This window comes from Streptomyces sp. NPDC054765 (assembly GCF_053612065.1).
On record NZ_JBSHBP010000030.1, the window covers coordinates 62,619 to 85,227 of the forward strand.

Genomic DNA, 22,609 nt, shown 5'->3' on the forward strand with positions numbered 1-22,609 from the left:
CATAAAAACCCCAATGGTCAGGGGGCGCCCCCCCAAACAACCCCCACCCCCCCACACCCGCGCCCCCCCCCCGGGGGGGGGGGGGGGGCCCCCCCCCCCCCCCCGGCCCGGCACGCCCCTCACCCCCGAACGCCGCCCAGGCCGCCGCCCCGGCCGGCTTCACCCTCCTGGCCACCGGCGATGTGCTGCCGCACAGCGAGATCATCCGGCAGTCCGGCGGCAACGCACACGGCCACGGCCATGACTTCCGCGCGATGTTCGCCGGGGTGAAACCGGTGGTCTCCGCCGCCGACCTGGCGATCTGCCATATGGAGACGATCTACGGCAGGGACGGCGGGCCGTTCACCGGCTATCCCAGCTTCAAGTCCCCGCCGGAGGTCGCCGCCGCCCTCAAGGACGCGGGCTACGACTCCTGCTCCACCGCGTCCAACCACACCCTCGACGACGGCGCCGACGGAGTGCACCGCACCCTCGGCGCCATGGACACGGTCGGCCTGCGCCACGCCGGCTCGGCCCGCTCCGCCGCCGAGGCCGCCCGGCCCACCCTGCTCAAGGCCGGTTCCGCGAAGGTCGCCCAGCTCTCGTACACCTACGGCACCAATGGCATCCCGCTGCCCGGCAAGGCGCCCTGGACGGTCAATCTGATCGACGGGAAGAAGATCCTTGCCGATGCCCGCGCGGCTCGTGCGGCCGGTGCGGATGTGGTGGTCGTCAGCATTCACTGGGGCACGGAGTGGCAGCAGCCGCCCGACGAGCAACAGCGCACCCTGGCACGCGCGTTGACCGCCGCCCGCACCGCCGGACGGCCCGACATCGATCTGATCCTGGGCACCCACGCCCATGTCCCTCAGGCCTACGAGAAGGTCAACGGCACCTGGGTCGTCTACGGGTTGGGCGACCAGCTCGCGGGCCGTATGTTCAACCACAGCGACCAGCCGGACGGCCGCGGCAACCTCAGCTCGATGGCCCGCTTCACCTTCGCGGGACCGACCGCTCCCGGCGGGCGCTGGACGGTCCGCAAGGCGGAGTTCCTCCCCCAGCTGACGGATGTGAACGACGGGTTCAGGGTCGTCAGCCTCAATGCGGCGCTCGCCGAACAGCCCGGACGCGGCGACTATGCGAGGGCCCGGGACAGCATCCGGGACATCGTGCTGTCCCGCGGCGCGGCACAGAGCGGTCTGATCATGGCCAAGTGATCGCGCACCGGCAGGACGCCCAACTAGGGTTGTCCGTATGGACATTCTGGGGACCTCATTGCGGGTGTGCGTCGGCGATCTCGATGCGGCGATCGGCGTCTACGAACGGCTGACCGGCGCCGAGGCGATCCGCTTCCAGCGCGGCTCAGTGGCGGTCGCGGCCGTCGGGTGCTTCTTCCTGATGAGCGGCCCCGAGGCGGAATTGTCAGTGCTGCGGAAGATCACGGCGACCCTTGCCGTCAAGGACGTGGACGAGGCGCTGGCCGATCTGACGGCGGTCGGCGCGGACCTCATCGCCGGTCCGCTGCCGACGCCCATCGGCCGCAATCTGGTGGCCCGCCACCCGGACGGTTCGATCTTCGAGTACGTCGACCGGAAGCAGGACGGGGAGGCCTGAGCCTCCCGTCCCGCTCCTCGGCCGTTGCCGACCGGCTCGCCGTCAGGACACCTCAAGGACGATCTTGCCGCGGGTCCGCCCGGCCATGCTCCGACGGAACGCCTCGGCGGCCTCGGGCAGCGGGAGGGTCACGTCGACCGGCACGGTCAGTTTCCTGGCGTCCGCGAGCGCGCCGAGCGCGGTCAGGTCGGCGGTGTCCGGGCGCACCCACACGAGGTGGCCGCCCTTGCCCGTGACCTCGCCGTCGACGACGGAGGCCACCCGGCTGCGGTCCTTGAGCAGCGCCTGCGAGACGTCCACGACGTCACCGCCGACGAAGTCCACGGCCGCGTCGACGCCTTCGGGCGCCAGGGCCCGCACCCGGTCGCCGAGCCCGTCACCGTAGGTGACCGGCTCGGCGCCCAGGGACCGCAGGAAGTCGTGGTTGCGCTCGCCGGCCGTGCCGATGACGCGGGCGCCCTGGGCCACGGCGATCTGGACGGCGAGCGAGCCGACACCCCCGGCGGCGGCATGCACCAGGACCGTTTCACCGGCCTGCGTGCCGACCCGCTTCAGCGACTGATGGGCCGTCAGTCCGGCGAGCGGCAGCCCGGCGGCCTGCTGCCAGCTGAGCGAGGCGGGCTTGCGGGCCAGGCTCCTGACCGGTGCGGCGACCAGCTCGGCGTAGGTGCCGTGCTGCACCTCGTCCTTGCGGACATAGCCGATGACCTCGTCACCGACCGCGTACTCGGTGGCGTCCGCGCCCGCCGCCTCGACCACGCCCGCCACATCCCAGCCGGGAATGAGCGGGAAGTGCGCATCCATGATCGGATCCAGATACCCCGCGACGATCTTCCAGTCCACCGGGTTGACCCCGGCTGCCTTGACCCGGATCAGGAACGAGTCCGGGCCCACCTTCGGATCGGGGTGGTCGGTGTAGGCGAGGACCTCGGGTCCGCCGAAGCTGTGTGCGGTGATGGCCTTCATGATCCGTGGCAACGTGTGACAGCCGGGGTTCATTCCACGCTCGCGGAGCGGTCGCCGCATCCGCGTACGGGCGCGCGACGGCCGGCCGAGACCTCCTCGGGCGCGCTCACCTTCGGGCTGCCCATCGCCCGTCCCACCGCACCCGGCCTGCCGTTCGGCGGGGCCGGCGAGAGCGGAATGGGGCGCAACCACGGCGCGTACTCCCCCGACACCTTCCGCCACGCCAAGGCGGTGCCCGACCAGCCGCTCGGGTGACGGCGCACCGGGCCTGCGGCCGGGGCCGCCCGCAGGCCCGGTCCGCTACACCGGCCGCATCCGGTAGTCGTACCGCTCCGGGAGCGGATGCGCCGACCGGGCCTCGGCGCGGACCTGTTCGGTGACCGGTCCGCCGCCCGCGACCAGCCGCTCGGCGATGGCGTACCAGGTGTCGCCGAGCACCTCGTCGCCCTCCCGCAGACCGGCGATCTCGAAGCCGGCGTCGAAGATCTCCCGGGCTGCGGCCGGCTGTCCCTGGGCGAGCAGCACCTGCGCGGTCAGCAACCGGAGGCGGCCGTCGGTGCGGTCGGCCTGCCGCAGGCCCGCCAGCAGCTGCGCCGCCTCGTCGGTACGGCCGGCCGCGAGCAGCGCGGGTACCGCCTCCCGGGCGAGCGCCGGCAGCACCGCGCGCCAGTCACGGGCCGCGGGGTCCGCTGCCGATGCCGCCCGTGCCGCTTCGGCGCAGGCCTGCGCGTAACGGTCGGCGGCACGCTCGGTCTCGCCCGCCATCGATTCCGCAACAGCCAGGCAGTACAGCGGCAGCGGGCCGCCGCCGTGCCCGAGCGCCCGCTCCCAGCTGCGGACGGCCTGGGCGCGGTCACCGGCATGCCACTGGGCGAGCCCCAGGTGGTAGTCGGTGGCCGGGCCGGGCCGGGCGGACTCCAGCAGATCGCGCCAGGCCGGCGCGACCAGCACCGGTCCGGGTACGGGGCGGACGGCCGACAGCTCCCCGGTGCGCAGCAGCGTCAGCCAGGGCTCCTGCTCCGCACCCAGGGTGGCCGCGGCGAACGGCGTCCCGGGCAGTTCGAGGCCCCCGCGGGCGACCTCCAGCGCACCCCAGCCGGAGCCGGTGGCCAGCGACTCCTTCGGCTCGTGGCCGGCGTAGGGCAGCCAGGCGGCGTGGGCGGCAACGACGTCCGCGCGCGGCAGGGCGGCCTCCAGGCGGGCCGCGGCCTCTTCCCGGGCCGCGCCCCAGTCCGCGCCGTGCACCGTCGCCGGGTCGGTGGCCAGCGGCCCGTAAGCCTCCAGCCAGGTGAACTCGCCACCGGCGTCGAGCGGTACCTGCTCCAGCTGCGTACGGGCCAGGCCTGCCTGGATCTCGGCGTAGCCGCCGGTGCCCGGCTCGGTGAGCCACTCCTGCCAGCGCCGCCCGGCCCGCCCCGCGCCCCACAGGAAGAGCTTGCGGCCGCGCAGGGTGTCGGTGGAGGTCTGCACCAGGCCGCGGCCGTCCGCGTCGAGGGAGGCGATCCAGCGGCGGGCGCCGTCGGGCACCTCGTAGAAGTAGTCGGCGGGGAACTCGCTGCGCAGCGGATAGGTCCTGTCGGCGCCGTCGGAGTGGGGTACCGGGACGCGGCGCAGGGTCCGTTCATAGCCGAAGTGCCAGGCCTCGTCGGCGGGGGCCAGGACACGGGTGTGCTCGCCTTCGGGAACGGCGGTGTTGGACCACCAGTAGACCGGCACGGTGTGGTGGTGCGGATTACGGATCCGTACGCCCACATGGAGGAAGTCGGAGCCGTCGGGCAGCCACAGGTCCACCTGGAAGGGGAGATCGCTCAGCCGCTCCCACTCCCACAGCCGGAGCATCTCCCCGCCGTCCGGCGCCGCGACGCGGGCCGCGTGCAGCGGGGCGCAGGCCAGGGTGGTGTGGCCGGTGGCGCCGATGTTCCATTCGATGCCGCCGGAGAACCAGGCGCCGTTGAGGGCGAAGGCCGCGGGCTGCAACACCGGGTTGCGGTAGAGGAGTTCGCGGTCGGTGGGCTTGTGGTACAGGGAGTGGACCCGGCCGCCGAGGCCGGGCAGGACGGTAGCGCGCAGCCGGTCGTTCTCGATGACCAGCGCATCGAGACCGGTGGCGCGGCGGGTGCGGCCGTAGCCGTCGCGCATCCGGGCCGGCAGGATCGAGCGCAGCGGCGCACAGCCGATCTGCCGCGCCATGTCGGCGGGCAGGTGGGTTTCCTGGGGGATCTCGATGCGGTGCAGGTCCCGGCCGCCGTGCAGGGCGGGGAGGGGGTTGTCGGGGCCGAGGGGGGCGGCGGGGAGGGTCAGGGTGGTGCTTCGCACTCTCGTGGCCACGGCTGCCTCGCAATGCTGGACCGGGCCACCTCGGCTGCGGCGGCCTCCTGTTGACCATGGAACCGCGTGACCGCCGGTCTGCACAGGGCTTCTTGCGGCCCGGTGCGGTCAGGGTTGCGCAAAAAGGTCCTCGAGGAGACCGGTGAGCAGCACCGCGCCGGCGGCTTCGGGATCCCGGTCCGGGTCGTAGCGGGTGACGTTGATACCGACACAGCGCGGCGAGGAGGCCAACGAGGCTGGCAGCGACCGGAGTTCACCGGTGAGCAGGCCGCCCGGGTCGGGCTGTCGACGGCCGGCATGACGGACGGGTCGAGGACAGCCGCGTCGAGAGGGATCCAGAAGCCGTCGAGCGGCAGGCTCGCGAAGTGGGCTACCGGGAGCTGCGCTCCACGGTCACCGACGTGACTCCTCCCCCTCGTGAACGAGGGGGAGGAGTCACGAAGATCAACCGCAAGTCCCGCTAGCGCAGGCCCCGTCGGACGGCTGGCCGGCGCCCCGCTCGGTGAAGCGCAGCTGGTTGCCGAAGGGGTCGGTCAGCGTGAGCGAGGTCCCGGTCTCGTCCTGCTCCAGACCGGGCCGCAGATACGGATAGCCCTTGCCGGCCAGCTCGGCATGCAGCGCGCGCACCCCGACCAGCTCCGTGTAGAGCGTGGAGCCGGGGGTCCCGTCGCCGTGGTGTTCCGACAGATGCAGTACGAGGTCACCGCGCGATACCTGGGTGTAGAGCGGCATTCCGGGCTCGAAGCGGTGCTCCCAGTCGACCGTGCAGCCCAGGTAGCCGACGTAGAACTCATGGGCCTTGGCCACGTCGAAGATCCGGAAGACCGGTACGGGGTGGTGGAAGACGATGTCCATGCCGGACAGGCAATCACACGGTTTTCCCGGCGACCATCTCGGCGGTGATCGCCCAGCGCTCGTGGTCGCGCCAGGCGCCGTCGATGAAGAGGAAGTCCGGGGAGAACCCCTCCAGCCGGAACCCGGCCCGCTTGACCAGGGCGACCGACGCCTCGTTGGCCGGCTGGACATTGGCCTCCAGGCGGTGCAGCCCCCTCTCCTCGAAGGCGTGGTGCAGGACGAGCCGCAGCCCCTCGCTCATCAGTCCGCGGCCGGCGGCGTGCGCAAAGGCGCCGTAGCCGATCGCTCCGCAGCAAAACGCACCGTGCACGATGTTGTTGATCGTGAGGTAGCCGGCGATGCGGCCGTCGGCGGGCTCGCAGATCAGGAAGCCTTCGCGCACCGGCTCCTGGAGCCGGTGCAGATAGGCGTCGTAGGCGTCGTCCCCGGCCGGCGGGAAGAGCCAGGGGCGGTGCAGCTCCACGCTCTCCCGTGCCAGGGCGGTGAACTCTTCGCGGTCGGCGGCGGTGAAGTGCCGGATACCCACCCGCGGGCCGTGCGCAAGGTAGCAGTCGTTGGTCGTCACCGGAGGATCGTACGGAGGGGGGCGGCGGCGGGCCAGCGGTTTGTCCTGCCCGCCGGGGCCGCCCCGGGCCTGCCCGGGTCCGCGCCCCCGCCCGCTGTCCGGACGGGGGGCCGAGCCCCTCGTACGGCCGCTGAACAGAGGTGATAGTTCCGAAAATGAGCGAGACTGAGAGAAAATGGCCGAACCGAGCGTAGACGTGCCCGGCATCCGAGGCATGAGGTGAGATCGGCGCGGCGGACTCGGCGCGCTTCATCATTGACATCTCACATCCGAGCAGCTCGATGCACCAGAGCTTCTCGTACCGGAGGAATTCCGTGACCGAAGCCATCTCCTACTTTCAGGACCGCACCTGCCCCTACCATCCGCCCGCCGGCCACCAGCCGCTGCGGGAGACCGGACCGCTGACGCATGTCACGCTCTATGACGGCCGCAAGATATGGGCGATAACCGGCCACAGCGAGGCGCGGGCGCTGCTGAGCGACCAGCGGCTCTCCTCCGACCGGCAGAACCCGGCCTTCCCGATGCCGGTCGAGCGCTTCGCGGCGATCCGCCAGGTCAGGACACCACTGCTCGGGGTCGACGACCCGGAGCACAACACTCAGCGCCGGATGCTGATCCCCAGCTTCAGCGTGAAGCGGGTCGCCGCCCTCCGGCCGGAGATCCACCGGGTCGTCGACGGGCTCCTCGACCGGATGCTGGCCGAGGGCCCGCCCGCCGAGCTGGTCTCCGCCTTCGCGCTGCCGGTCCCCTCGATGGTCATCTGCTCCCTGCTCGGCGTCCCGTACTCCGACCACGAGTTCTTCGAGGAGGAGTCCCGCCGCCTGCTGCGCAGCCGTACGTCCGCGGAGGCGGAGGACGCCCGGCTCAAGCTGGAGGAGTACTTCACCGAGCTGATCGCCCACAAGGACAAGCACCCGGGCGACGGGCTGCTGGACGAACTGATCGAGGACCGTCTGCGGACCGGCGCCCTCGCCCATGACGACCTGGTCCGGCTCGCCATGATCCTGCTGGTGGCGGGCCATGAGACCACCGCCAACATGATCTCGCTCGGCACCTTCACACTGCTCGAACACCCCGGGCAGCTGGCGCAGCTCAAGGCCGAGGAGAGCCTGATGCCGGCTGCCGTCGAGGAGCTGCTGCGGTTCCTGTCCATCGCGGACGGCATGCTGCGGGTGGCGAAGGAGGACATCGAGATCGGCGGGCAGCTCATCCGCGCCGACGACGGTGTCCTGTTCCCCACGTCGCTGATCAACCGGGACGAGGACACCTATCCCTCGCCGGACGAGCTGGACCTCGGCCGTTCCGCCCGCCACCACGTGGCGTTCGGCTTCGGCATCCACCAGTGCCTGGGGCAGAACCTCGCCCGCGCGGAGATGGAGATCGCGCTGCGCTCGCTGTTCACCAGGATCCCGGAGCTGCGGCTCGCCGTGCCGGCTGCCGAGATCCCCTTCAAGCCGGGCGACACACTGCAAGGAATGATCGAACTGCCACTGGCCTGGTAGCAGCCATGACGGCAGACGAACGAAAGGGGTCCGGCATGCGGATCACGATCGACACTGACATCTGTATCGGCGCCGGGCAGTGTGCCCTGACCGCGCCGGGAGTGTTCACCCAGGACGACGACGGTTTCAGTGCCCTGTTGCCCGGCCGTGAGGACGGTGCGGGCGACCCGCTGGTACGGGAGGCCGCCCGCGCCTGCCCCGTGCAGGCCATCACGGTCACGGACGACTGAGCCACCACCCTCGCGGACGACCCGGCTGACGCGCGCGGAGCCCGGCTGACGCCCGGCGCCGGGGCGTGCCCGGCACGTGCCGCCCTCCTCCTTGTCCCTACGCCATCCACCCCATCCGCTACCGCAACACCCCTCGTGTGACGGGCAGTTCGAGGACCCCGGTGTCCTCGGGCGTACTGGTGACCGTCACCGGCTTCACCCCCCGGTTGCCCGCATACGCCTCGTCGCTCGCCGCGATGACGAAGCGCAGCCGGTGCCCCGGCTCGTAACGGTGCACGATGGCCGGAAGTTCCACGGTGAACCTCCGGGTCACATCGGGTACCCGGGCCGGGGCCACCAACCGGTGCACCAGCGTCTTCTTCCCGTCCGGCGCGACGTCGTAGAGCTTGGCGAAGAGCACCAGCCGGTCGGCCGCGTCCGAGGAGTGCTGAACCTGCTCGGTCTGCGGTGAGGAAACCTTCAGCGTCACCTCGGGCGCACCGACCACATCCACCGGCCCGCCCGCCACCGGCTCCGACGTCCAGCCCAGGTAGGTGCCCCTGGCGTCGTACGGCGCCACGTCCGGCAGGCCGAGCAGCCCGGCCAGTGAACTCTCCGAGTGGCTGGTGGCCATCTGCAGATTGCGGTACGTCCGGCTGCCGCGCGCCACCTCGCTGCGCCGGGCGACGAGCTTGCCGTCCCCCGAGAGATAGAGCCGCCGGCCGGCGCCCGCCGGAAAGGCGGGCGAGGTGGCATAGGCGGGCCCGTCCGTCACCCAGTCACGGTAGTAGGCGAAGGCCGGGCCGGTGGCGGCCGCCGTCCGGTGGCGCAGATACCGGTCGAACCACGCGAGGATCCGCCGGCCCACATAGCTGGTGTCCAGATTGCCCTGCGCCAGGTCGAGTTCGCCCTTCGCCGGTTTCTTCATTCCGCCGCTGTGGCCCCAGGCCTGCCAGATCATCTTGGCCGGGGTGCCCTGCGCGGCCAGGGTCCGGTAGCTGGCGGCGGCCTCGTTGAGGTTGAACAGCGTGTCGTCCTGGCCCTGGACGAGCAGTGTCGGCGCCTTGACCGACGCCAGATACGACACCGGGGAGACGCTGCGTACATAGCTGAGCACCGCGTCGGTCCGCCCGGCCGGGTACGTGCCGGAATCCAGCAGCCGCTTGGTGTCACAGGCCTGCGCGACGAAGTGCAGACAGCCGGCGCCACCGGTCCGCGACGGGTCGAGTTCCGGGTGCAGCAGCCCCTGCGCCTCGCCGATCAGAAAGAACCCGTTGGTCCACTGCCACTTGTACGCGCCGGGCAGCACTCCGGTGACGCCGTGTGTACGGCCGGCGTTACCGGGGTCGAGGGAGTAGGACAGGTCGTTCCAGGTGATGAGCGGGACCAGCGCGTCGAGACGGTGGTCGACGGCGGCGGTGGCCAGCTGGACCGCCCCGCCGTAGGACCCGCCGATCATGCCGACCCGCGGATCGCCCGCCCCGTCCTTGGTGACGTAGTCGATCCGCGTCCCGTTGTCGGCCCTACGGGTACCGGCCAGCAGGTCGACCAGCCCGCTTGCCGCCCGGCCGTCGGTCCCGGGGTCGTCGAGGGAGATCGGACAGCCGGTCTTGCCGAAGCCGAGCCCGGAGTAGGCCACTGCCACATAGCCGCGGGCGGCGAAGGCCTTGGCGAGGGTGTCGGTCGGGCCGTCCGCCTTGTTGCCGCCGAAGCCGTTGGTGGTCAGCACGGCGGGCGCCGGATGGGCGGCGTCGGCGCCGGCCGGGCGGTAGACATCCGTGTCGAGGGTGCAGGTGCGGTCACCGGCCCGGACCGTGACCTTCAACGCGGTGACGGTGTACGGGTCGGCGGCGGCGCCCGCGGGGGCGGTCAGGACGAGCGGAGCGGCGAGGGCGGAGCCGGCCAGCAGGGCGAGGAACCTGCGGAGTACGGGGCGGGGCACGGCTCGGGACACGCTGGGCACGAAGACCTCCACACACGTCGTACCGACCAGTCGGTGGCGGCGCGCTCATGCTGTGACACGCGTGACGGACGTGTCAAAGCTCGTTGCGCGCGTCCCTTTTAGGATGTCAGTTCAGCACTGTCCCGGAGGCGGTACGGGTCGGCCGGGCGGACCGGACAGCGGCGATGCACCCACAAGCCCGGGTCCCCGCAGTCCCCCCACGAGTGCTCACGAGCCCCTACCCGTACCGGTCATGACGCAGCGTCAGGCCTGTCACGCGCAGTTCAGACCGTCGCCGGCACCTCGAAGGTCAGTGTGCCTGCCGTCGCGTCCAGCTCCGCGGGGACGCCCAGCGGCAGGGTCAGCGCAAAGTCACCGTGGCCGAAGCCGAACTCCTCGGCCACCGGCACCCCGAGCCCGCCCAGCCGGTCCGCCAGCACCTCCCGCACCCGGTCGTAGGGACCACAGCGGGCCCAGGAGCCGAGGACGATCCCGGCGACACCGTCGAGCCGGCCGGCGCGCAGGAGTTGGGTGAGCGCCCGGTCGATGCGGTACGGCGGTTCCCCGCTCCTCGTCCGAGGCGGCGAGATAGCCCAGGGTGGGGTGGGTGCCCCTGGCATGGGGCGCCGCGACCGGATCGAGGCCCCAGCCACGGAGCACGTCCAGCCCGCGGTCCAGCCGCTCCGCCACGAGGGGGCCGCTGGGCGCCACCACGGCCACCCGGTCGCCGGGCCGCAGCCGCGGCGGCCGCAGCGCCTGCTCGACCGTCATCCGCGCAGCTCCAGCGGCGGGACATCGTCACGGGTGAGGCCGAAGGTCTGGGCGTAGAGGGAGAGTTCGGCCTCCACGGCGCGCACGATGGTGTCGTGCCGGCGGAAGCCGTGGCCCTCTCCGGCGAAGGCCAGATAGGCGTGCGGTAGGGCGCGCCCGGCGACTTCGGCGAGGAACCGTTCGCACTGCGAGGGCGGGCAGATCACATCGTCCAGGCCCTGGAGCAGCAGGAACGGCGCGGCGATCCGGTCGGCGCGGTACAGCGGCGAGCGCTCGCGATAGCGGTCGGGCACCTCCGCGAGCGGCCCGACCAGCGATTCCAGATACTGCGACTCGAAGTCATGGGTCTCGCCGGTGGCCCAGCCGGTCAGGTCCAGGATCGGATAGCTGATGGTGCCGCAGGCGTAGAGGTCGGTGGCGGTCAGTGAGGCGGCCGCGGTCCAGCCGCCGGCGCTCCCGCCGCGGATGGCCAGCCGCGCGCGGTCGGCGGTGCCCTCGTCGGCCAGCGCCCTGGCGACGGCCGCACAGTCCTCGACGTCCACCACACCCCACTGGCCGCGCAGCCGCTCGCGGTACTCCCGGCCGTAGCCCGTCGAGCCCCCGTAGTTGACCTCGGCGATGCCGATGCCCCGGGAAGTGAAGTAGGCGATCTCCAGGTCGAGCACCAGCGGTGCGTGGACGGTGGGGCCGCCGTGTGCCCACACCACGAAGGGCGGCAGTTCGCCGTCGGGTGCCCGGTGGTCGGGGCTGTGCGGCGGATAGATGTGGGCGTGGATGTCCCGCCCGTCGGGACCGGTGAAGGTACGGCTCTGTGCCCGGGGGTAGTAGGCCGGGTCCAGGACGTCGGCATGCCGGCAGGCGAGCACCCGGGTGCGTCCGGTGCAGGTGTCCAGCTCGACGAGTTCGTACGAGCGGTGCGGGCCGGCGGCGATGCCGAGGACGCGGCTGCCGTGCACGGCGAGGGTGGGTGCCCACTGGGTCCACGGGCCCGCGGAGTCGACGAGTTCACCGCTCACCGGGTCGAGGATGCCCAGGGTCGCGGAACCGCGGCCGTGGATCACCGCAAGGGTGCCGTTCTCCAGGGGCAGGAACCAGCGCTGCCCGACGTTCCACAGCGGTCCGCCGAACTCCTCCTCCCGGGCCGGGCACAGGCCCCGGCGCGCCAACGCGCCGTCGTCCTCCCCCGCGCTCGGCAGCTCCCCCGTGCCCGGCCGCTCCCCCACGCCCGGCCGCGCTCGCGCGCCGTCGGGGTCGATGCGCTGCACCTCCCACCAGCCGCTGAGGTCCGAGACGAAGAGCAGCGAGCCATCGGCCGCCCACTCGACCTGGGCGACGGACTCGCCGGTCGCCCCGCCGTCCGGTGCGCCGGTGCCGAGGTCGCCGACGAGCGGCCGGATGTCCTCGAACCCGCCCGTGCCGGTGATCCGCGCGACCATCGCCAGCGTGCCGTCCCAGGGCATCCCGGGGTGGTCCCAGGCGATCCATGCGGCCCGCCGCCCGTCGGCGGAGATCCGCGGACCGGTCACGAAACGGTGCCGGTCATCGCTCAACTCCCTGACCAGGGAACGATTTTCGGCCGCCGAGCCATCGAGCGGCACGGCGGCGATCACTCGGCGCACATCGGTCGGCCGGTCGCCCGTGAACTCCTCCAGGACGCACCACACCTCACCCAGTTCCGGGCGCAGCACCGGATCGACCCAGCGCAGTCCGCCCCCGACGCCGGAGCACGGGGTGAGCGGGCGCGGGGCGTCGCCGCTGTCCGGTGCGCAGGCGTACAGCCGCTGGTCGGCGAAGTTGCTGAAGACGACCAGCGGTCCGCGCGCGGTGACCGTACCGGCCCAGGGCTGGCCGCCGTACTCCAGCACCCGGCTGCGGACGTTCCAGGGAGCGGGCAGCACCGTCTCCTCGGTGCCGTCCGGCCGCAGGCGGACCAGCGCCCGCCGGCCGCCCTCGGCGGGCCGCGGCTCCGTCCACCACACCTCGTCGCCGACCACCCCGACAAAGGCCGGCCGGCCGTCGTGCGCGGCAACCGTCCGGGCGTCCACCGGGGACGTCCAGCCGCCGTACGGAACCGTGGTCACCATGTGCCGTTCCTTTCTCCACCGGTCGGGCGAAGCGCCGGCCGGTCAGACCGTGCGCAGGAAGTGATCGAGCACCCGCACCCCGAAGTGCAGCCCCTCGACCGGTACGCACTCGTCCACGCCGTGGAAGAGCGCCTGGTAGTCGAACCCCTCGGGCAGTTTGAGCGGCGAGAAACCATAGCCGGTGATGCCCAGCCGGGAGAACTGTTTGGCGTCCGAGCCGCCGGACATGCAGTACGGCACGACATGACCGTCCGGATCGAAGCGCTCGATCGCGGCCCGCATCGCGGCGAACGTCGGGGAGTCGACCGGGGCCTGCAGTGCGACCTCGCGATGGACGTACTCCCAGCTCACATCGGGTCCCGTGAGTTCGTCCAGGGTGGCGCGGAACTCCGCCTCACCCCCCGGTACCACCCGGCCGTCCACCTGCGCGACGGCGGATCCCGGGATCACATTGACCTTGTAACCGGCCGACAGCATCGTCGGGTTGGCGCTGTTGCGGACGGTCGGCTCGACCAGCTTGGCGGACGGGCCGAGCTTGCCCAGCAGCGCGTCGGCATCGAAGCGCGGCGAGGCGACATCCACCTCGATGGCGTGCAGCGCGGCAAGTTCGCTCAGTGCGGCCCGCACCGTCGGGGTGAGCCGGACCGGCCACCGGTGCTCGCCGATCCGGGCCACGGCCGCGGCCAGCCGGCTGACGGCGTTGTCGTGGTTGACCTTCGAGCCGTGCCCCGCCCGGCCCTGGGCGGTCAGTTTCAGCCAGGCCGTGCCGCGCTCCCCCACCGCGACCGGGTACAGCCGCATCCCACTGCCCGCATGGAAGGTGAAGGCTCCGGACTCGCTGATGCCTTCGGTGCAGCCCTCGAAGAGCCCGGCATGCCGGTCGGCGAGGAAGCCCGAGCCGTCCTCGGCACTGGCCTCCTCGTCGGCGGTGAAGGCCAGCACGATGTCCCGCCGCGGCCGCACCCCGCTGCGGGCCCACTGCCGTACGGCGGCGAGCACCATCGCGTCCATGTTCTTCATGTCGACGGCGCCCCGCCCCCAGACCACTCCGTCGCGGACCTCCCCGGAGAAGGGGTGCACGCTCCAGTCGGCGGGCTCGGCGGGCACCACGTCCAGATGGCCGTGCACCAGCAGGGCATCGGCCCCGGGGTCGGTGCCGTCGATACGGGCGACCACATTCGTACGGCCCTTGCTGCGCTCCAGCAGTGTCGGCGTCAGCCCGGCCTCGGCCAGCCGCTCCGCGACGTACTCGGCGGCCGGCCGTTCCTGGCAGGCACCGTCGCCGGCGTTGCTGGTATCGATCCGGATCAGCTCGGACGTGAACTGCACCACCTCGTCGAGCGCCTGCCGGTCCACACCGCCGGCCCGTTCGGCGGCCGGTTCACCGGCCCGCTCCCGCTCAGCCATATTGTTCCTCCACTGCGGACGACACGACGGTGGTGACCGCCTTGAAACACCGGATGGCTTCGTACATGTCCTGACCGGTATACGCGACGCGGCGTTCGCCGGAGCGCTCCACGCCGGGTACGCAGGTCGTCGCGCCCACCAAATGCTCGGCGTCGAACTCCAGCTCAAAACGGAACGGCCCGCGCCGGGCCGGTTCGTGACGCACCGCCAGCGCCGCCCCCTTGCGGGCCGCGTCCCGGATCTCGGCCGCCGTACGGGCCGGCGGCCGGCATACCGCCGCATAGCGCGACACATAGTCCTTGACCGCTACACCGGGTGCCTGCGGTGCGTAGCCCAGTGCGTCCTGGCAGGTGCGGTCGTCGCCGGTGACCAGGACCACGGGTACGCCGTACTCGGCGACCACGAGGGAGTTGAGATAGCCCTCGCTCGCGCGCGTGCCGTCGACCCAGACGCCGGTGAGGGTGTTGGCGAGGTAGGTGTGGGCGAGGACGCCCTCGGTGCCCGCCCCGGTGTGATAGCCGACGAACGCGATCCCGTCGACATCGCCGTGCTGCACGCCTTCGACCATGCTGAGCGATTTGTGCCGCCCGGTGAGCATCTGCGCCCGCTCATCGAGCTGTTCCAGCAGCAGATTGCGCATTGTCCAGTGCGCCTCGTTGACCAGGACGTCGTCGGCCCCGGCGTCGAAGAATCCGGCAATCGCCGCATTGACGTCGGACGTGAACATAGCGCGGCAGCGCTCCCATTGAGGGGTACCGGGCAGCACATCGGCGGGCCAGGTCACGCCGGTGGCACCCTCCATGTCCGCGGAGATGAGGATCTTCACATTCACCAGTCCTGTCGCAGCTAGGAGGCGGTACGCACGATTCCCGACATCACGTGTTCACCTCGCGCCCGGAGGGGCCGAACAGCACACCCAGCCTATCCAGGGCCTTCTGTCTGACGCCCCGTCCAGAACCTTCCGGGACGCCTCCGTTGGCGACAGCATCACAACTTCTTCGTCACAGCACCACGATTCCTTCCAACCGGAACCTGGGGGTACGCTCTTGTGGCGCCGTATCTCACACAGTTTCTGTCGCAAAGCGGAAGGACTTCTGACGGAATCCGTAAGGACTTCCGAACGAGTTCTGTCAGCTGCCGACGGCACGTGCCAGGTGAGGTAGAACAGGCCGGACCAGCTTCCCACGCGATGAAACAGAGGCAGAATGGTGAGCGAAGCCCTCAACGACGCCTTACCGCAACGCGGCATCCGGGCCGAGAGCGAAGACGATCAACTCGCGATCCTGACAGAACTGATCACGCAAACACTTTGCGATCGCAATCCAGACTTCCGGGAAGTCATCGAGCGCGGCGGTCACCAGCAGGTCACCCGCCTGATCGAGGAAGTACTACGGGGCAGCCGGCCGCTGCCCGACAAGGTGCGCGCGGTCATGCTGCGCACCGACACCGACATCCACCTCGTGGCGTCCGCGCTGGGCGACTGCCTGGTCAGCACTCCGGGCGAAGCTCCGGGGCTGCTGATCCCCGCCCAGCTCGCCGACGGCAAGAGCGGACGGGCCCGGCTGAAGGGCGTACTGCGTCATCGCGCGGCCGTGGTCGGCCATGCGGTTCCCGCGCACGAGGCCACCGCCTCCGTGCGCTCCGCGTCCCGGCTGCTGGATCTGGCGTCCCCGCACGACGGCCCCGAGGCCGGCGTGGTGTTCGTCGACGACCACCTCTCCTCCCTCCTGCTCCTCCAGGACGAGTCGCTGTCCCGCACCCTCATCGCCCGGCACCTGAGCCCGCTCGCGGGACTGACGCCGGAGCGGTGCGAGCGCCTGGAAGCCACTCTGCTGGCCTGGCTCGGCGGCATGGGGGCCCCGGAGGTGGCCAAGGCGCTCAGCATCCATCCACAGACGGTCCGCTACCGGATGCGTCAGCTCGAAAAGCTCTTCGGGGCCCGGCTCCGCGACCCGCGGACCCGCTTCGAGATCGAGATGGCACTCCGCAGCCGCCAGCTGATGGCGGGCGCGCGACGGCGCAGGGCGGCCACCAACCGCCGCCCACGCACCGCCGCCAAACCCCGCAGAGCCCTGCCGCGCCCCTAGAAAACCCACCCCGTCCGCCCCCACCCCACAACCCCCGCCCCGCCCGCTCTCCGGTTTGGCGAAAGTCACATCCCGATACATCGCCCAAATGCGGACAATCCACCCCACTTGACCGAGGTGTCCCCACCCGCCTGCCCGTATCGTCGCCGTGACCTCCCCACCGGGCCCCCGGCCGCATCGCGGCCGTAGAGACCCGGTGCCCCGTCGGTCGCCCGAGGCCGGCCGCCCGACCGCGGGCCTCCGATTCACAGCGGGACAGGACACCACCTTCATGTACCGATCACGCATACCGACCCGCACGCGCCGTGGACTGGCCGCGGCCGTGGCTGCCGGAACGCTGCTCACGGCGCTCACCACGGCGACCTCGGCCTCGGCCGCCCCGGTCGGCACCGCCGGCACACAGGTGGGCGACTCCAAGGTCGTGTGCACCTCGAACAAGCCGGGCCTGGCACCCGCCCTGTCCCAGGACATCGCCGGCGCACTCCACGGACGCAAGGGCGCCTCGGCGCTGGCGATCTACGACCGGCACACCGGGACCCACTGCGAGTTCAAGGCCGGCACCCACTTCGACTCGGCGAGTGTGGTGAAGGTCACCGTGCTCGGAGCCCTGCTACGGCAGACCCAGGAGGCGCACCGCAAGCTGACCCCGCACGAGGTGAAGCTGACCACCGCCATGATCACGAAGTCGGACAACGACTCGACCACCGCCCTGTGGCACCGGACCGGCTCCGCCGGCATCAAGCGCTTCCTGTCCCTGGCGGCCATGCGGGACACCGTCCCCGGCGAGGGCGGGTCCTGGGGCCTCACCCAGGTCACCGCCGCCGACCAGCTCAAGCTGATGCAGCTGCTCACCACGGACAACGCGGTGCTCACCGCGGTCTCCCGCGGCTACGCACTCGACCTGATGCACCGGGTCGCCCCCGAGCAGCGCTGGGGAGTTCCCGCCGGCGCCCCCGCCACGGCCTCCGTCCACGTCAAGAACGGCTGGCTCCCGCGGGACACCGGCGGCTGGCGGGTGAACAGCGTCGGCACCTTCACCGGCAGCGGCCACGACTACGGCATGGCCGTGCTCTCCACCGGAAGCGACTCCATGGACTACGGCGTGGCCACGGTCGAGGCCACCGCCCGGGTCGTCCACCGCGATCTGACGCACTGACGCACCGGCGCGCTGACGCACCCGGCGCCCCGGCCCCGTCGCCGCCGCTGTCGCCCGTCGCCGTCGCCGTCGCCGTCGCCGTCGCCGTCACCATGGTGCGCTCGCCCCTCAACTCCGCCTCCCTGAAGGCCCGTTGGAGACCAGGCCGCGCAACCCCGCAACCTGGCACAGCGTCAGCGCGTGGCCGCACCGCACTGCGTCCGGCCGTGCGCGCAACTCCGCATCCTCCGTGGCGGCGCCCGCAGTTGCCCGATGCCGACGGGACACCGCGGCCGGCTTCTGCGGTACGACTTTGCACTCCCCGGGGTGACCGGCCTCCCGATCGGCCCCCTGCGGTGCGCGAGCGGCGGTATCAACGCCGCATCGAGGCAGTGCATCCGGTGGACCGAGAAGTGTCCCGCCGCCGGCCCACCGCCACACCGCACTCCGGGAGGAACTCGGTGCCAGGCCGCGTCAAGGCAGACCTCAGGGGAGTTCCCGAAACGGCGTTGTGGACGCTCTACCACCGCGCCGCCGAGGCCGCCCGCCCGGACACGGTGCTGCCCGATCCACGCGCCGTACAACTCATCGACGAGGTCGACTTCCCCTTCCTGGAACGGCTGGGTGGCACCCGGCCATGGCTGGCGCAGGCCCTCGCCCTTCGTGCCCTCGGCTTCGACGGTGTGGTGCGCGCCTTCCTCGCCGACCACCCGGACGGCACCGTGGTCGCTCTCGGCGAGGGCCTGGAAACCCAGTTCTGGCGGGTCGACAACGGCCGGGCGCGCTGGGTCACCGTCGACCTCGGCGAGCCGTTGGCGCTGCGCGAGAACCTACTGCCGCACGGAGCGCGCCAACGGCTCGTCGCCTGCGATGCCCGCGACGGTGAGTGGCGGGCGGACATCGACACCTCCCGCGGGGTCCTGGTGACCGCGCAGGGTCTGCTGATGTATCTGCAACCCGCGCAGGTGACCCATCTGATCGCCGGCTGTGCCGACGCGTTCCCCGGTGGCTCGATGGTGTTCGACACCGTGTCGCGGCGCTTCAGTGCCCGCACCCGCACCGGCGCCCAGGGCCCCGGCGGCCATCGGCTGCCCCCGATGCCCTGGGGCATGGATGCGGCCGACCGGGACCGGCTGCGCACCGCCCATCCGGCCGTCACCGAAGTGACCGACGTTCCGCTCCCGGCGGGCCGCGGCTTCCTCGGCTACCTTGCCCCCCGCGCCGCGGCCCTGCCCCTGCTCCGTGGGGACCGACCGCTCATCACCCGGCTGCGGTTCGGCACGGCGCCGACGGGACGGTGAAGACAGGCTCACAGCCTTGCGCCGCCGGAGAGCCCGCACGCGTCAGATCTGCTCGCCGGGCGGCCGCGAAGCTGGGGGTCACCCCGGCCCCGCCGCTCACCGGCGTGGGCGTCGCAGCCCTGGCCGGGCCCGACCTCCTGGTCGAGGTCGAAGCCACCGCAGTCATCGACTGACCGGATGAGGGTGAGTCGGCGTTGTCGACACCGCCCGGGATCCAGCCCAGCAGTTGGATGCGCAGCCCTTCCGGCACCCCCGCGGTCACCTGCTTGCCACCTCCGCCGCCTGCGGCTCCGGGGAGGCGGCCGCGGTCGCACCTCAGTCCAAGGTCACCGGGAACCGCTCCTGAAGGCTGACCTCCAGCACCGGACAGCCCAGTTCCAGGACCTGGGAGACGATCCGGGCGCTCTCCTGGGGGCTTATGCCCGGCAGGAGTTCGGGCAGCCTGCGGGCCAGGTCCCCGGCGCCGGGGAAGTCGGTGTGCAGGCCGAAGGAGGGCGCGAACCGTTCGTGCCCCGCGCCGCTCTCCTTGCTGTCCCCGCCGTGCAGCCGGTCGGCGTCCACCGCGAGGACGAGGACCCGGCCGGCGCCGTGGTCTGGCAGGGGGTACGCCCACCACAGCAGGTCCACCGGACCGCGCCCGGCGATGGCCATCCGCGCCCGGCCGGAGGTGGGGTGGAACGCAGCGTCGCCCCACGAGGCTTCTTGGTCAAGGCTGTTGCCCCGGTCAAAGCCGTTGCTCACCTCGAAGCCACTGCTCACCGGCAGCCCGTCATCGAAGCCGTTGCCCACCTCGCAGGCGTTGCTCTTCCGGGACCCGTTCGTGCGCGCGCCCCACTCCTTGTCGCCGAGCGCACCGGTGACCGGCATCAGATCGACGGCGGGGGCGCCCACCGCTTCCTCACGGGTGGACCCGAAGAGGTGCTGGGCACCGCTGCTCCAGTGGGAGATCCGGCCGTCCGCACCCACCACCACGACCGCGAGCGGAATCCGTCCGGGCACCGGAGCCCGGGGCGCGGGCGACCGGGGCGCAGCGAGGGTCAGATCGTCGCCGTTCGACGGGCCACGCTCCATGGGTGGTTGCTCCTTCGTACACCGACCGGGTACCACCCCCACCACGGTACGGCGGCGGCCCGGTGCGGCGGGCGCATTCCCCGAAGAGGGAGTGCCGCCCGCCACCCCGTGCGCACCGTCCGGCGCAGCCGTCGCGCAGTGCTCAGTCCTCGTGTCCCAGCTGGAGATCGCGCTCGGTGCGGCCGCCGCCTGCCATCCGCAGGACGGTGGCGACCGGCGGGTAGCCGGCGGCGATGACGGTGTACTCACCGGCCGACAGATCCACGAACCGGAACAGCCCGTCGGGTCCGGTGGTCGCGGTGTCGACGACATTGCCGGCGGCGTCCAGGAGGGTGACCCTGGCGTCCTCGACGGGACGGCCGCCGCCGGCCCGTACGGTCCCGCGCAGCACCGCGCCGCCGGCGAGCTCGATGTCCTGGCGGGTCTCCCGCGAGGCCTGGACGGTCACCGGCAGCGCGGCGGGGCGGAACGCGGGGGCGCTGGAGGCAAGGGTGTACTCGCCTGCCACCAACTCCCCGATCACATAGCCGCCTTCGCGTCCGCTGCGGGTGGTGGCGACAACCTCGCCGCGGACATCGGTGAGGGTGACCATGGCATCGCGGACGGGCGTGCCGTCGGCGGTGGTGACGGTGCCCGCGAGGCGCCCGGCGCCGCCGAGCACGACGTCCAGCTCGACCGGCCGCTCGCCGACGGTGACGCTGACGGCCTGCGGCTGGTGCCCGCCCGCCGCCGCGATCAGCACATACGCACCGGCGCCCGGAGTGCTCAGCGCATACCGCCCGTCGTCGCCGGTGGCGCCGCGGCCGACCTGGCGGCCGGCGACGTCGATAAGGGTGAGCGCGGCGCGCGGCACGATGCTGCCGTCGTGGTGCTGCACGGTGCCGCACACCGGGACACCGGCGACGACGGCGGGCTGTCCGGCGGTGGCGTAACCGTGCGTACGGGGGTGTGGCGGCTGGGGATCACCGGAGGCGGGGGCGGCGGGCCCGTCCGTCGTGGAGCGGGCCGGGGGTACGGCGGCGGGGCCGGCCGGATCACCGTACGGCGCCTGCGGGGTCGGGGAGGCCTGCGGAGCGTGAGAGGCGTGGGACACCAGGGGTTTCTCTTTCAGGAAGAAGGCGAGCACAAGGCCCAGGACGAGCACCGGCACGAAAGAGCAGAGGATCCCCGGCATGGTGTGCGCATACGCGGCGATATAGCCGTCGCGCAGCGGGGCGGGAAGTGCGCGCACCAGTTGCGGGGTGATCGAGTCCGGGCCGGGCAGCCGCGCCGGCTTCGGCAGCCGGCCGCCGAGCCTGCGGGCCAACCGGTCGGCGAGGAGGGTGCCGAAGAGGGCCGCCCCGACGCTGCCGCCGATCTGCCGGAAGTAGAGGGTGGCGCCGGTCGCGGCGCCGAGGTCGGCGGTGCGTACGGAGTTCTGCACGGCGAGCACCAGCACCGGCACGACCAGGCCGATACCGAGCCCGAGGATGACCGTCCAGAGGCTGTAGACCTCGCGCGGGGTGTCCTGCTGGATCCGCGACAGCAGCCACATCCCGGCCGCGGCCAGCGCACAGCCCAGGACGGGGAACGCCTTGTAGTGCCCGGTGCGGCTGATGAGCCGGCCGGTGACGAGGGAGGCGATGACGATGCCGCCCGTCATGGGCAGCATCAGCAGCCCGGACTCGGTGGCCGTGGCGCCGTCGGCCCTCTGCAGGTAGACCGGCAGGTAGCCGGCGGCGCCGCAGAGCGCGATGCCGACGACGGCGCCGATCAGACCGGTGATGTTGAAGACCGGGTCGCGGAACAGCCGCAGCGGGATGAGCGGTTCGGCGGCGAGGTGCTCGACGGCGAGGAACAGCAGGGCGCAGCCGAGCGCACCGGCGCCGAGGCCGAGGATGACCCGTGAGTTCCAGGCGTACTCGGTGCCGCCCCAACTGGTCAGCAGGATCAGGCAGGTGGTGAACGCGGCGAGCAGCAGCGCTCCGGCGACATCCAGCCGGGCGCGGCGCGCCGGCCGGGGCAGCTTCAGCACGAAGGCGGTGAGCAGCAGTGTGAGCGCGCCGAAGGGGACGTTGAGGTAGAAGCACCAGCGCCAGGAGGCGTGGTCGGCGCAGAAGCCGCCGATCAGCGGGCCGGCCACGGAGGCGAGGCCGAAAGCGGCACCGATCAGGCCCAGGTAGCGGCCGCGGGCCCGTGGCGGTACGACATCGGCGATGATCGCCTGGACGCCGATGACGAGCCCGCCGCCGCCGACGCCCTGGACGGCCCGGAAGATGATCAGTTCGTCCATGGTCCGCGACCAACCGGCCAGCGCCGAGCCGAGGGTGAAGACGAGGAGGGCGAAGAGGAAGACGGGCTTGCGGCCGAAGAGGTCGCCGAGCTTGCCGTGGAGCGGCAGTCCGATGGTCGAGGCGAGGAGGTAGGACGTCACGGCCCAGGAGACCTTGTCCAGTCCGTGCAGCTCGCCGACGATCTTGGGGAGCGCGGTGGCGACGATGGTCTGGTCGAGGACCGCGAGCAGCAGCGCCGGCAGCATACCGAGGAAGACCGTACGGACCCGGCGGGGGCCGAGCGGCAGCGGTGCGCCGGGGCCGGGGTCCCTGGGTCTGCCGTTCGCGGCCGGAGCCGCTGTCGCGCCGAAGACGGGCGGGTCGGCCCGCTCGCCCCGCTCGCTCAGGGTGGTCCCGCCCACGCACTGCTCCCCTCGTCACGCCTGCTGCCGCCCAATTTCTCGCATTGGGCGACAACACCGATCAACCGCGGCGAAAGGGTGCGTGCGGGGCGGGAAGGGGCGCCAAGTACGTTGCCCGG

General features: G+C 72.1%; 16 protein-coding genes and 4 pseudogenes. 9 read left to right on the forward strand and 11 right to left on the reverse strand.

Translation table 11 applies throughout. The annotated features are described in order from the left end of the window. Positions 1-98: 98 nt before the first annotated feature. Positions 99-1,196 (forward strand): annotated as a pseudogene (locus ACWGJY_RS20240) (CapA family protein); the annotation flags it as partial. A 37-nt stretch (positions 1,197-1,233) separates the two neighbouring features. Beyond that, entirely contained in the window at positions 1,234-1,593 is a 360-nt protein-coding gene (locus tag ACWGJY_RS20245; protein ID WP_453262188.1) for a VOC family protein, read from the forward strand. 42 nt (positions 1,594-1,635) lie between these two features. On the opposite strand, the gene ACWGJY_RS20250 is transcribed toward ACWGJY_RS20245, so the two are convergent. Next, the gene (locus tag ACWGJY_RS20250; RefSeq protein ID WP_453262189.1) at positions 1,636-2,559 is read right to left on the reverse strand and encodes an NADP-dependent oxidoreductase; all 924 of its coding nucleotides are present in this window, start codon (positions 2,557-2,559) and stop codon (positions 1,636-1,638) included. 75 nt (positions 2,560-2,634) lie between these two features. On the opposite strand from ACWGJY_RS20250, the pseudogene ACWGJY_RS20255 reads away from it, so the two are divergent. After that, positions 2,635-2,814 (forward strand): annotated as a pseudogene (locus tag ACWGJY_RS20255) (aldehyde dehydrogenase family protein); the annotation flags it as partial. Between the two features lie 45 nt (positions 2,815-2,859). Here ACWGJY_RS20255 and ACWGJY_RS20260 read toward each other — a convergent pair. The 3 genes from ACWGJY_RS20260 to ACWGJY_RS20270 all read right to left on the reverse strand — a co-directional run bounded on the left by ACWGJY_RS20260 (position 2,860) and on the right by ACWGJY_RS20270 (position 6,307). After that, positions 2,860-4,887: a DUF5107 domain-containing protein gene (locus tag ACWGJY_RS20260; protein ID WP_453262190.1), complete on the reverse strand. Its 2,028-nt coding sequence runs from the start codon at positions 4,885-4,887 to the stop codon at positions 2,860-2,862. Between the two features lie 444 nt (positions 4,888-5,331). Next, a complete protein-coding gene (locus tag ACWGJY_RS20265; protein WP_453262191.1) occupies positions 5,332-5,742 on the reverse strand; it encodes a glyoxalase superfamily protein in 411 nt (136 codons plus the stop codon). A gap of 13 nt (positions 5,743-5,755) precedes the next feature. Further along, entirely contained in the window at positions 5,756-6,307 is a 552-nt protein-coding gene (locus ACWGJY_RS20270) for a GNAT family N-acetyltransferase (RefSeq protein WP_453262192.1), read from the reverse strand. Positions 6,308-6,621: 314 nt separating this feature from the next. On the opposite strand from ACWGJY_RS20270, the gene ACWGJY_RS20275 reads away from it, so the two are divergent. Further along, positions 6,622-7,809 (forward strand): cytochrome P450, encoded by a 1,188-nt coding sequence (locus ACWGJY_RS20275; protein ID WP_453262193.1) that lies wholly within the window; start codon positions 6,622-6,624, stop codon positions 7,807-7,809. A 35-nt stretch (positions 7,810-7,844) separates the two neighbouring features. Beyond that, positions 7,845-8,039, forward strand: coding sequence for a ferredoxin (locus ACWGJY_RS20280; RefSeq protein WP_030984014.1), 195 nt, complete (start codon positions 7,845-7,847; stop codon positions 8,037-8,039). Positions 8,040-8,157: 118 nt separating this feature from the next. Here ACWGJY_RS20280 and ACWGJY_RS20285 read toward each other — a convergent pair whose 3' ends face one another. The 5 genes and pseudogenes from ACWGJY_RS20285 to ACWGJY_RS20305 form a co-directional block, all read right to left on the reverse strand. Continuing rightward, positions 8,158-9,972, reverse strand: coding sequence for a CocE/NonD family hydrolase (locus tag ACWGJY_RS20285; RefSeq protein ID WP_453262217.1), 1,815 nt, complete (start codon positions 9,970-9,972; stop codon positions 8,158-8,160). Positions 9,973-10,244: 272 nt separating this feature from the next. Further along, a pseudogene (locus ACWGJY_RS20290) lies at positions 10,245-10,731 on the reverse strand (hypothetical protein). Continuing rightward, positions 10,728-12,815: a prolyl oligopeptidase family serine peptidase gene (locus ACWGJY_RS20295; RefSeq protein WP_453262194.1), complete on the reverse strand. Its 2,088-nt coding sequence runs from the start codon at positions 12,813-12,815 to the stop codon at positions 10,728-10,730. The pseudogene ACWGJY_RS20290 and the gene ACWGJY_RS20295 overlap by 4 nt, the downstream one beginning before the upstream one ends. 42 nt (positions 12,816-12,857) lie before the next feature. Next, complete coding sequence (locus tag ACWGJY_RS20300) at positions 12,858-14,222, reverse strand: M20/M25/M40 family metallo-hydrolase (protein ID WP_453262195.1); 1,365 nt, start codon at positions 14,220-14,222, stop codon at positions 12,858-12,860. Beyond that, positions 14,215-15,048, reverse strand: a complete 834-nt coding sequence (locus ACWGJY_RS20305; RefSeq protein ID WP_453262196.1) for a M55 family metallopeptidase — start codon at positions 15,046-15,048, stop codon at positions 14,215-14,217. The genes ACWGJY_RS20300 and ACWGJY_RS20305 overlap by 8 nt, the downstream gene beginning before the upstream one ends. Positions 15,049-15,427: 379 nt before the next feature. Between ACWGJY_RS20305 and ACWGJY_RS20310 the strand changes: the two genes are divergently transcribed. From ACWGJY_RS20310 to ACWGJY_RS20325, 4 genes and pseudogenes are all read left to right on the forward strand, one after another. Further along, positions 15,428-16,309 (forward strand): helix-turn-helix domain-containing protein, encoded by an 882-nt coding sequence (locus ACWGJY_RS20310; protein WP_453262197.1) that lies wholly within the window; start codon positions 15,428-15,430, stop codon positions 16,307-16,309. A gap of 271 nt (positions 16,310-16,580) precedes the next feature. After that, complete coding sequence (locus ACWGJY_RS20315; protein ID WP_453262198.1) at positions 16,581-17,465, forward strand: serine hydrolase; 885 nt, start codon at positions 16,581-16,583, stop codon at positions 17,463-17,465. Positions 17,466-17,905: 440 nt separating this feature from the next. Beyond that, on the forward strand, positions 17,906-18,745 hold the full coding sequence (locus ACWGJY_RS20320) for a class I SAM-dependent methyltransferase (protein ID WP_453262199.1): 840 nt from the start codon (positions 17,906-17,908) through the stop codon (positions 18,743-18,745). 53 nt (positions 18,746-18,798) lie between these two features. Further along, a pseudogene (locus ACWGJY_RS20325) lies at positions 18,799-18,918 on the forward strand (RidA family protein); the annotation flags it as partial. 142 nt (positions 18,919-19,060) lie between these two features. On the opposite strand, the gene ACWGJY_RS20330 reads toward ACWGJY_RS20325, so the two are convergent. Together ACWGJY_RS20330 and ACWGJY_RS20335 are read right to left on the reverse strand one after the other, a co-directional pair. Next, a complete protein-coding gene (locus tag ACWGJY_RS20330) occupies positions 19,061-19,816 on the reverse strand; it encodes a hypothetical protein (protein WP_453262200.1) in 756 nt (251 codons plus the stop codon). A gap of 142 nt (positions 19,817-19,958) precedes the next feature. Further along, entirely contained in the window at positions 19,959-22,490 is a 2,532-nt protein-coding gene (locus tag ACWGJY_RS20335; protein WP_453262201.1) for an MFS transporter, read from the reverse strand. Positions 22,491-22,609 lie beyond the last annotated feature (119 nt).

Excerpts from the sequence above, each read along its gene's own strand:
- ACWGJY_RS20280 (WP_030984014.1), top strand. The coding sequence starts at position 7,845 with ATGCGGATCACGATCGACACTGACATCTGTATCGGCGCCGGGCAGTGT.
- ACWGJY_RS20300 (WP_453262195.1), bottom strand. The coding sequence starts at position 14,222 with ATGGCTGAGCGGGAGCGGGCCGGTGAACCGGCCGCCGAACGGGCCGGC.
- ACWGJY_RS20250 (WP_453262189.1), bottom strand. The coding sequence starts at position 2,559 with ATGAAGGCCATCACCGCACACAGCTTCGGCGGACCCGAGGTCCTCGCC.
- ACWGJY_RS20330 (WP_453262200.1), bottom strand. The coding sequence starts at position 19,816 with ATGGAGCGTGGCCCGTCGAACGGCGACGATCTGACCCTCGCTGCGCCC.
- ACWGJY_RS20265 (WP_453262191.1), bottom strand. The coding sequence starts at position 5,742 with ATGGACATCGTCTTCCACCACCCCGTACCGGTCTTCCGGATCTTCGAC.
- ACWGJY_RS20315 (WP_453262198.1), top strand. The coding sequence starts at position 16,581 with ATGTACCGATCACGCATACCGACCCGCACGCGCCGTGGACTGGCCGCG.
- ACWGJY_RS20295 (WP_453262194.1), bottom strand. The coding sequence starts at position 12,815 with ATGGTGACCACGGTTCCGTACGGCGGCTGGACGTCCCCGGTGGACGCC.
- ACWGJY_RS20245 (WP_453262188.1), top strand. The coding sequence starts at position 1,234 with ATGGACATTCTGGGGACCTCATTGCGGGTGTGCGTCGGCGATCTCGAT.
- ACWGJY_RS20310 (WP_453262197.1), top strand. The coding sequence starts at position 15,428 with ATGGTGAGCGAAGCCCTCAACGACGCCTTACCGCAACGCGGCATCCGG.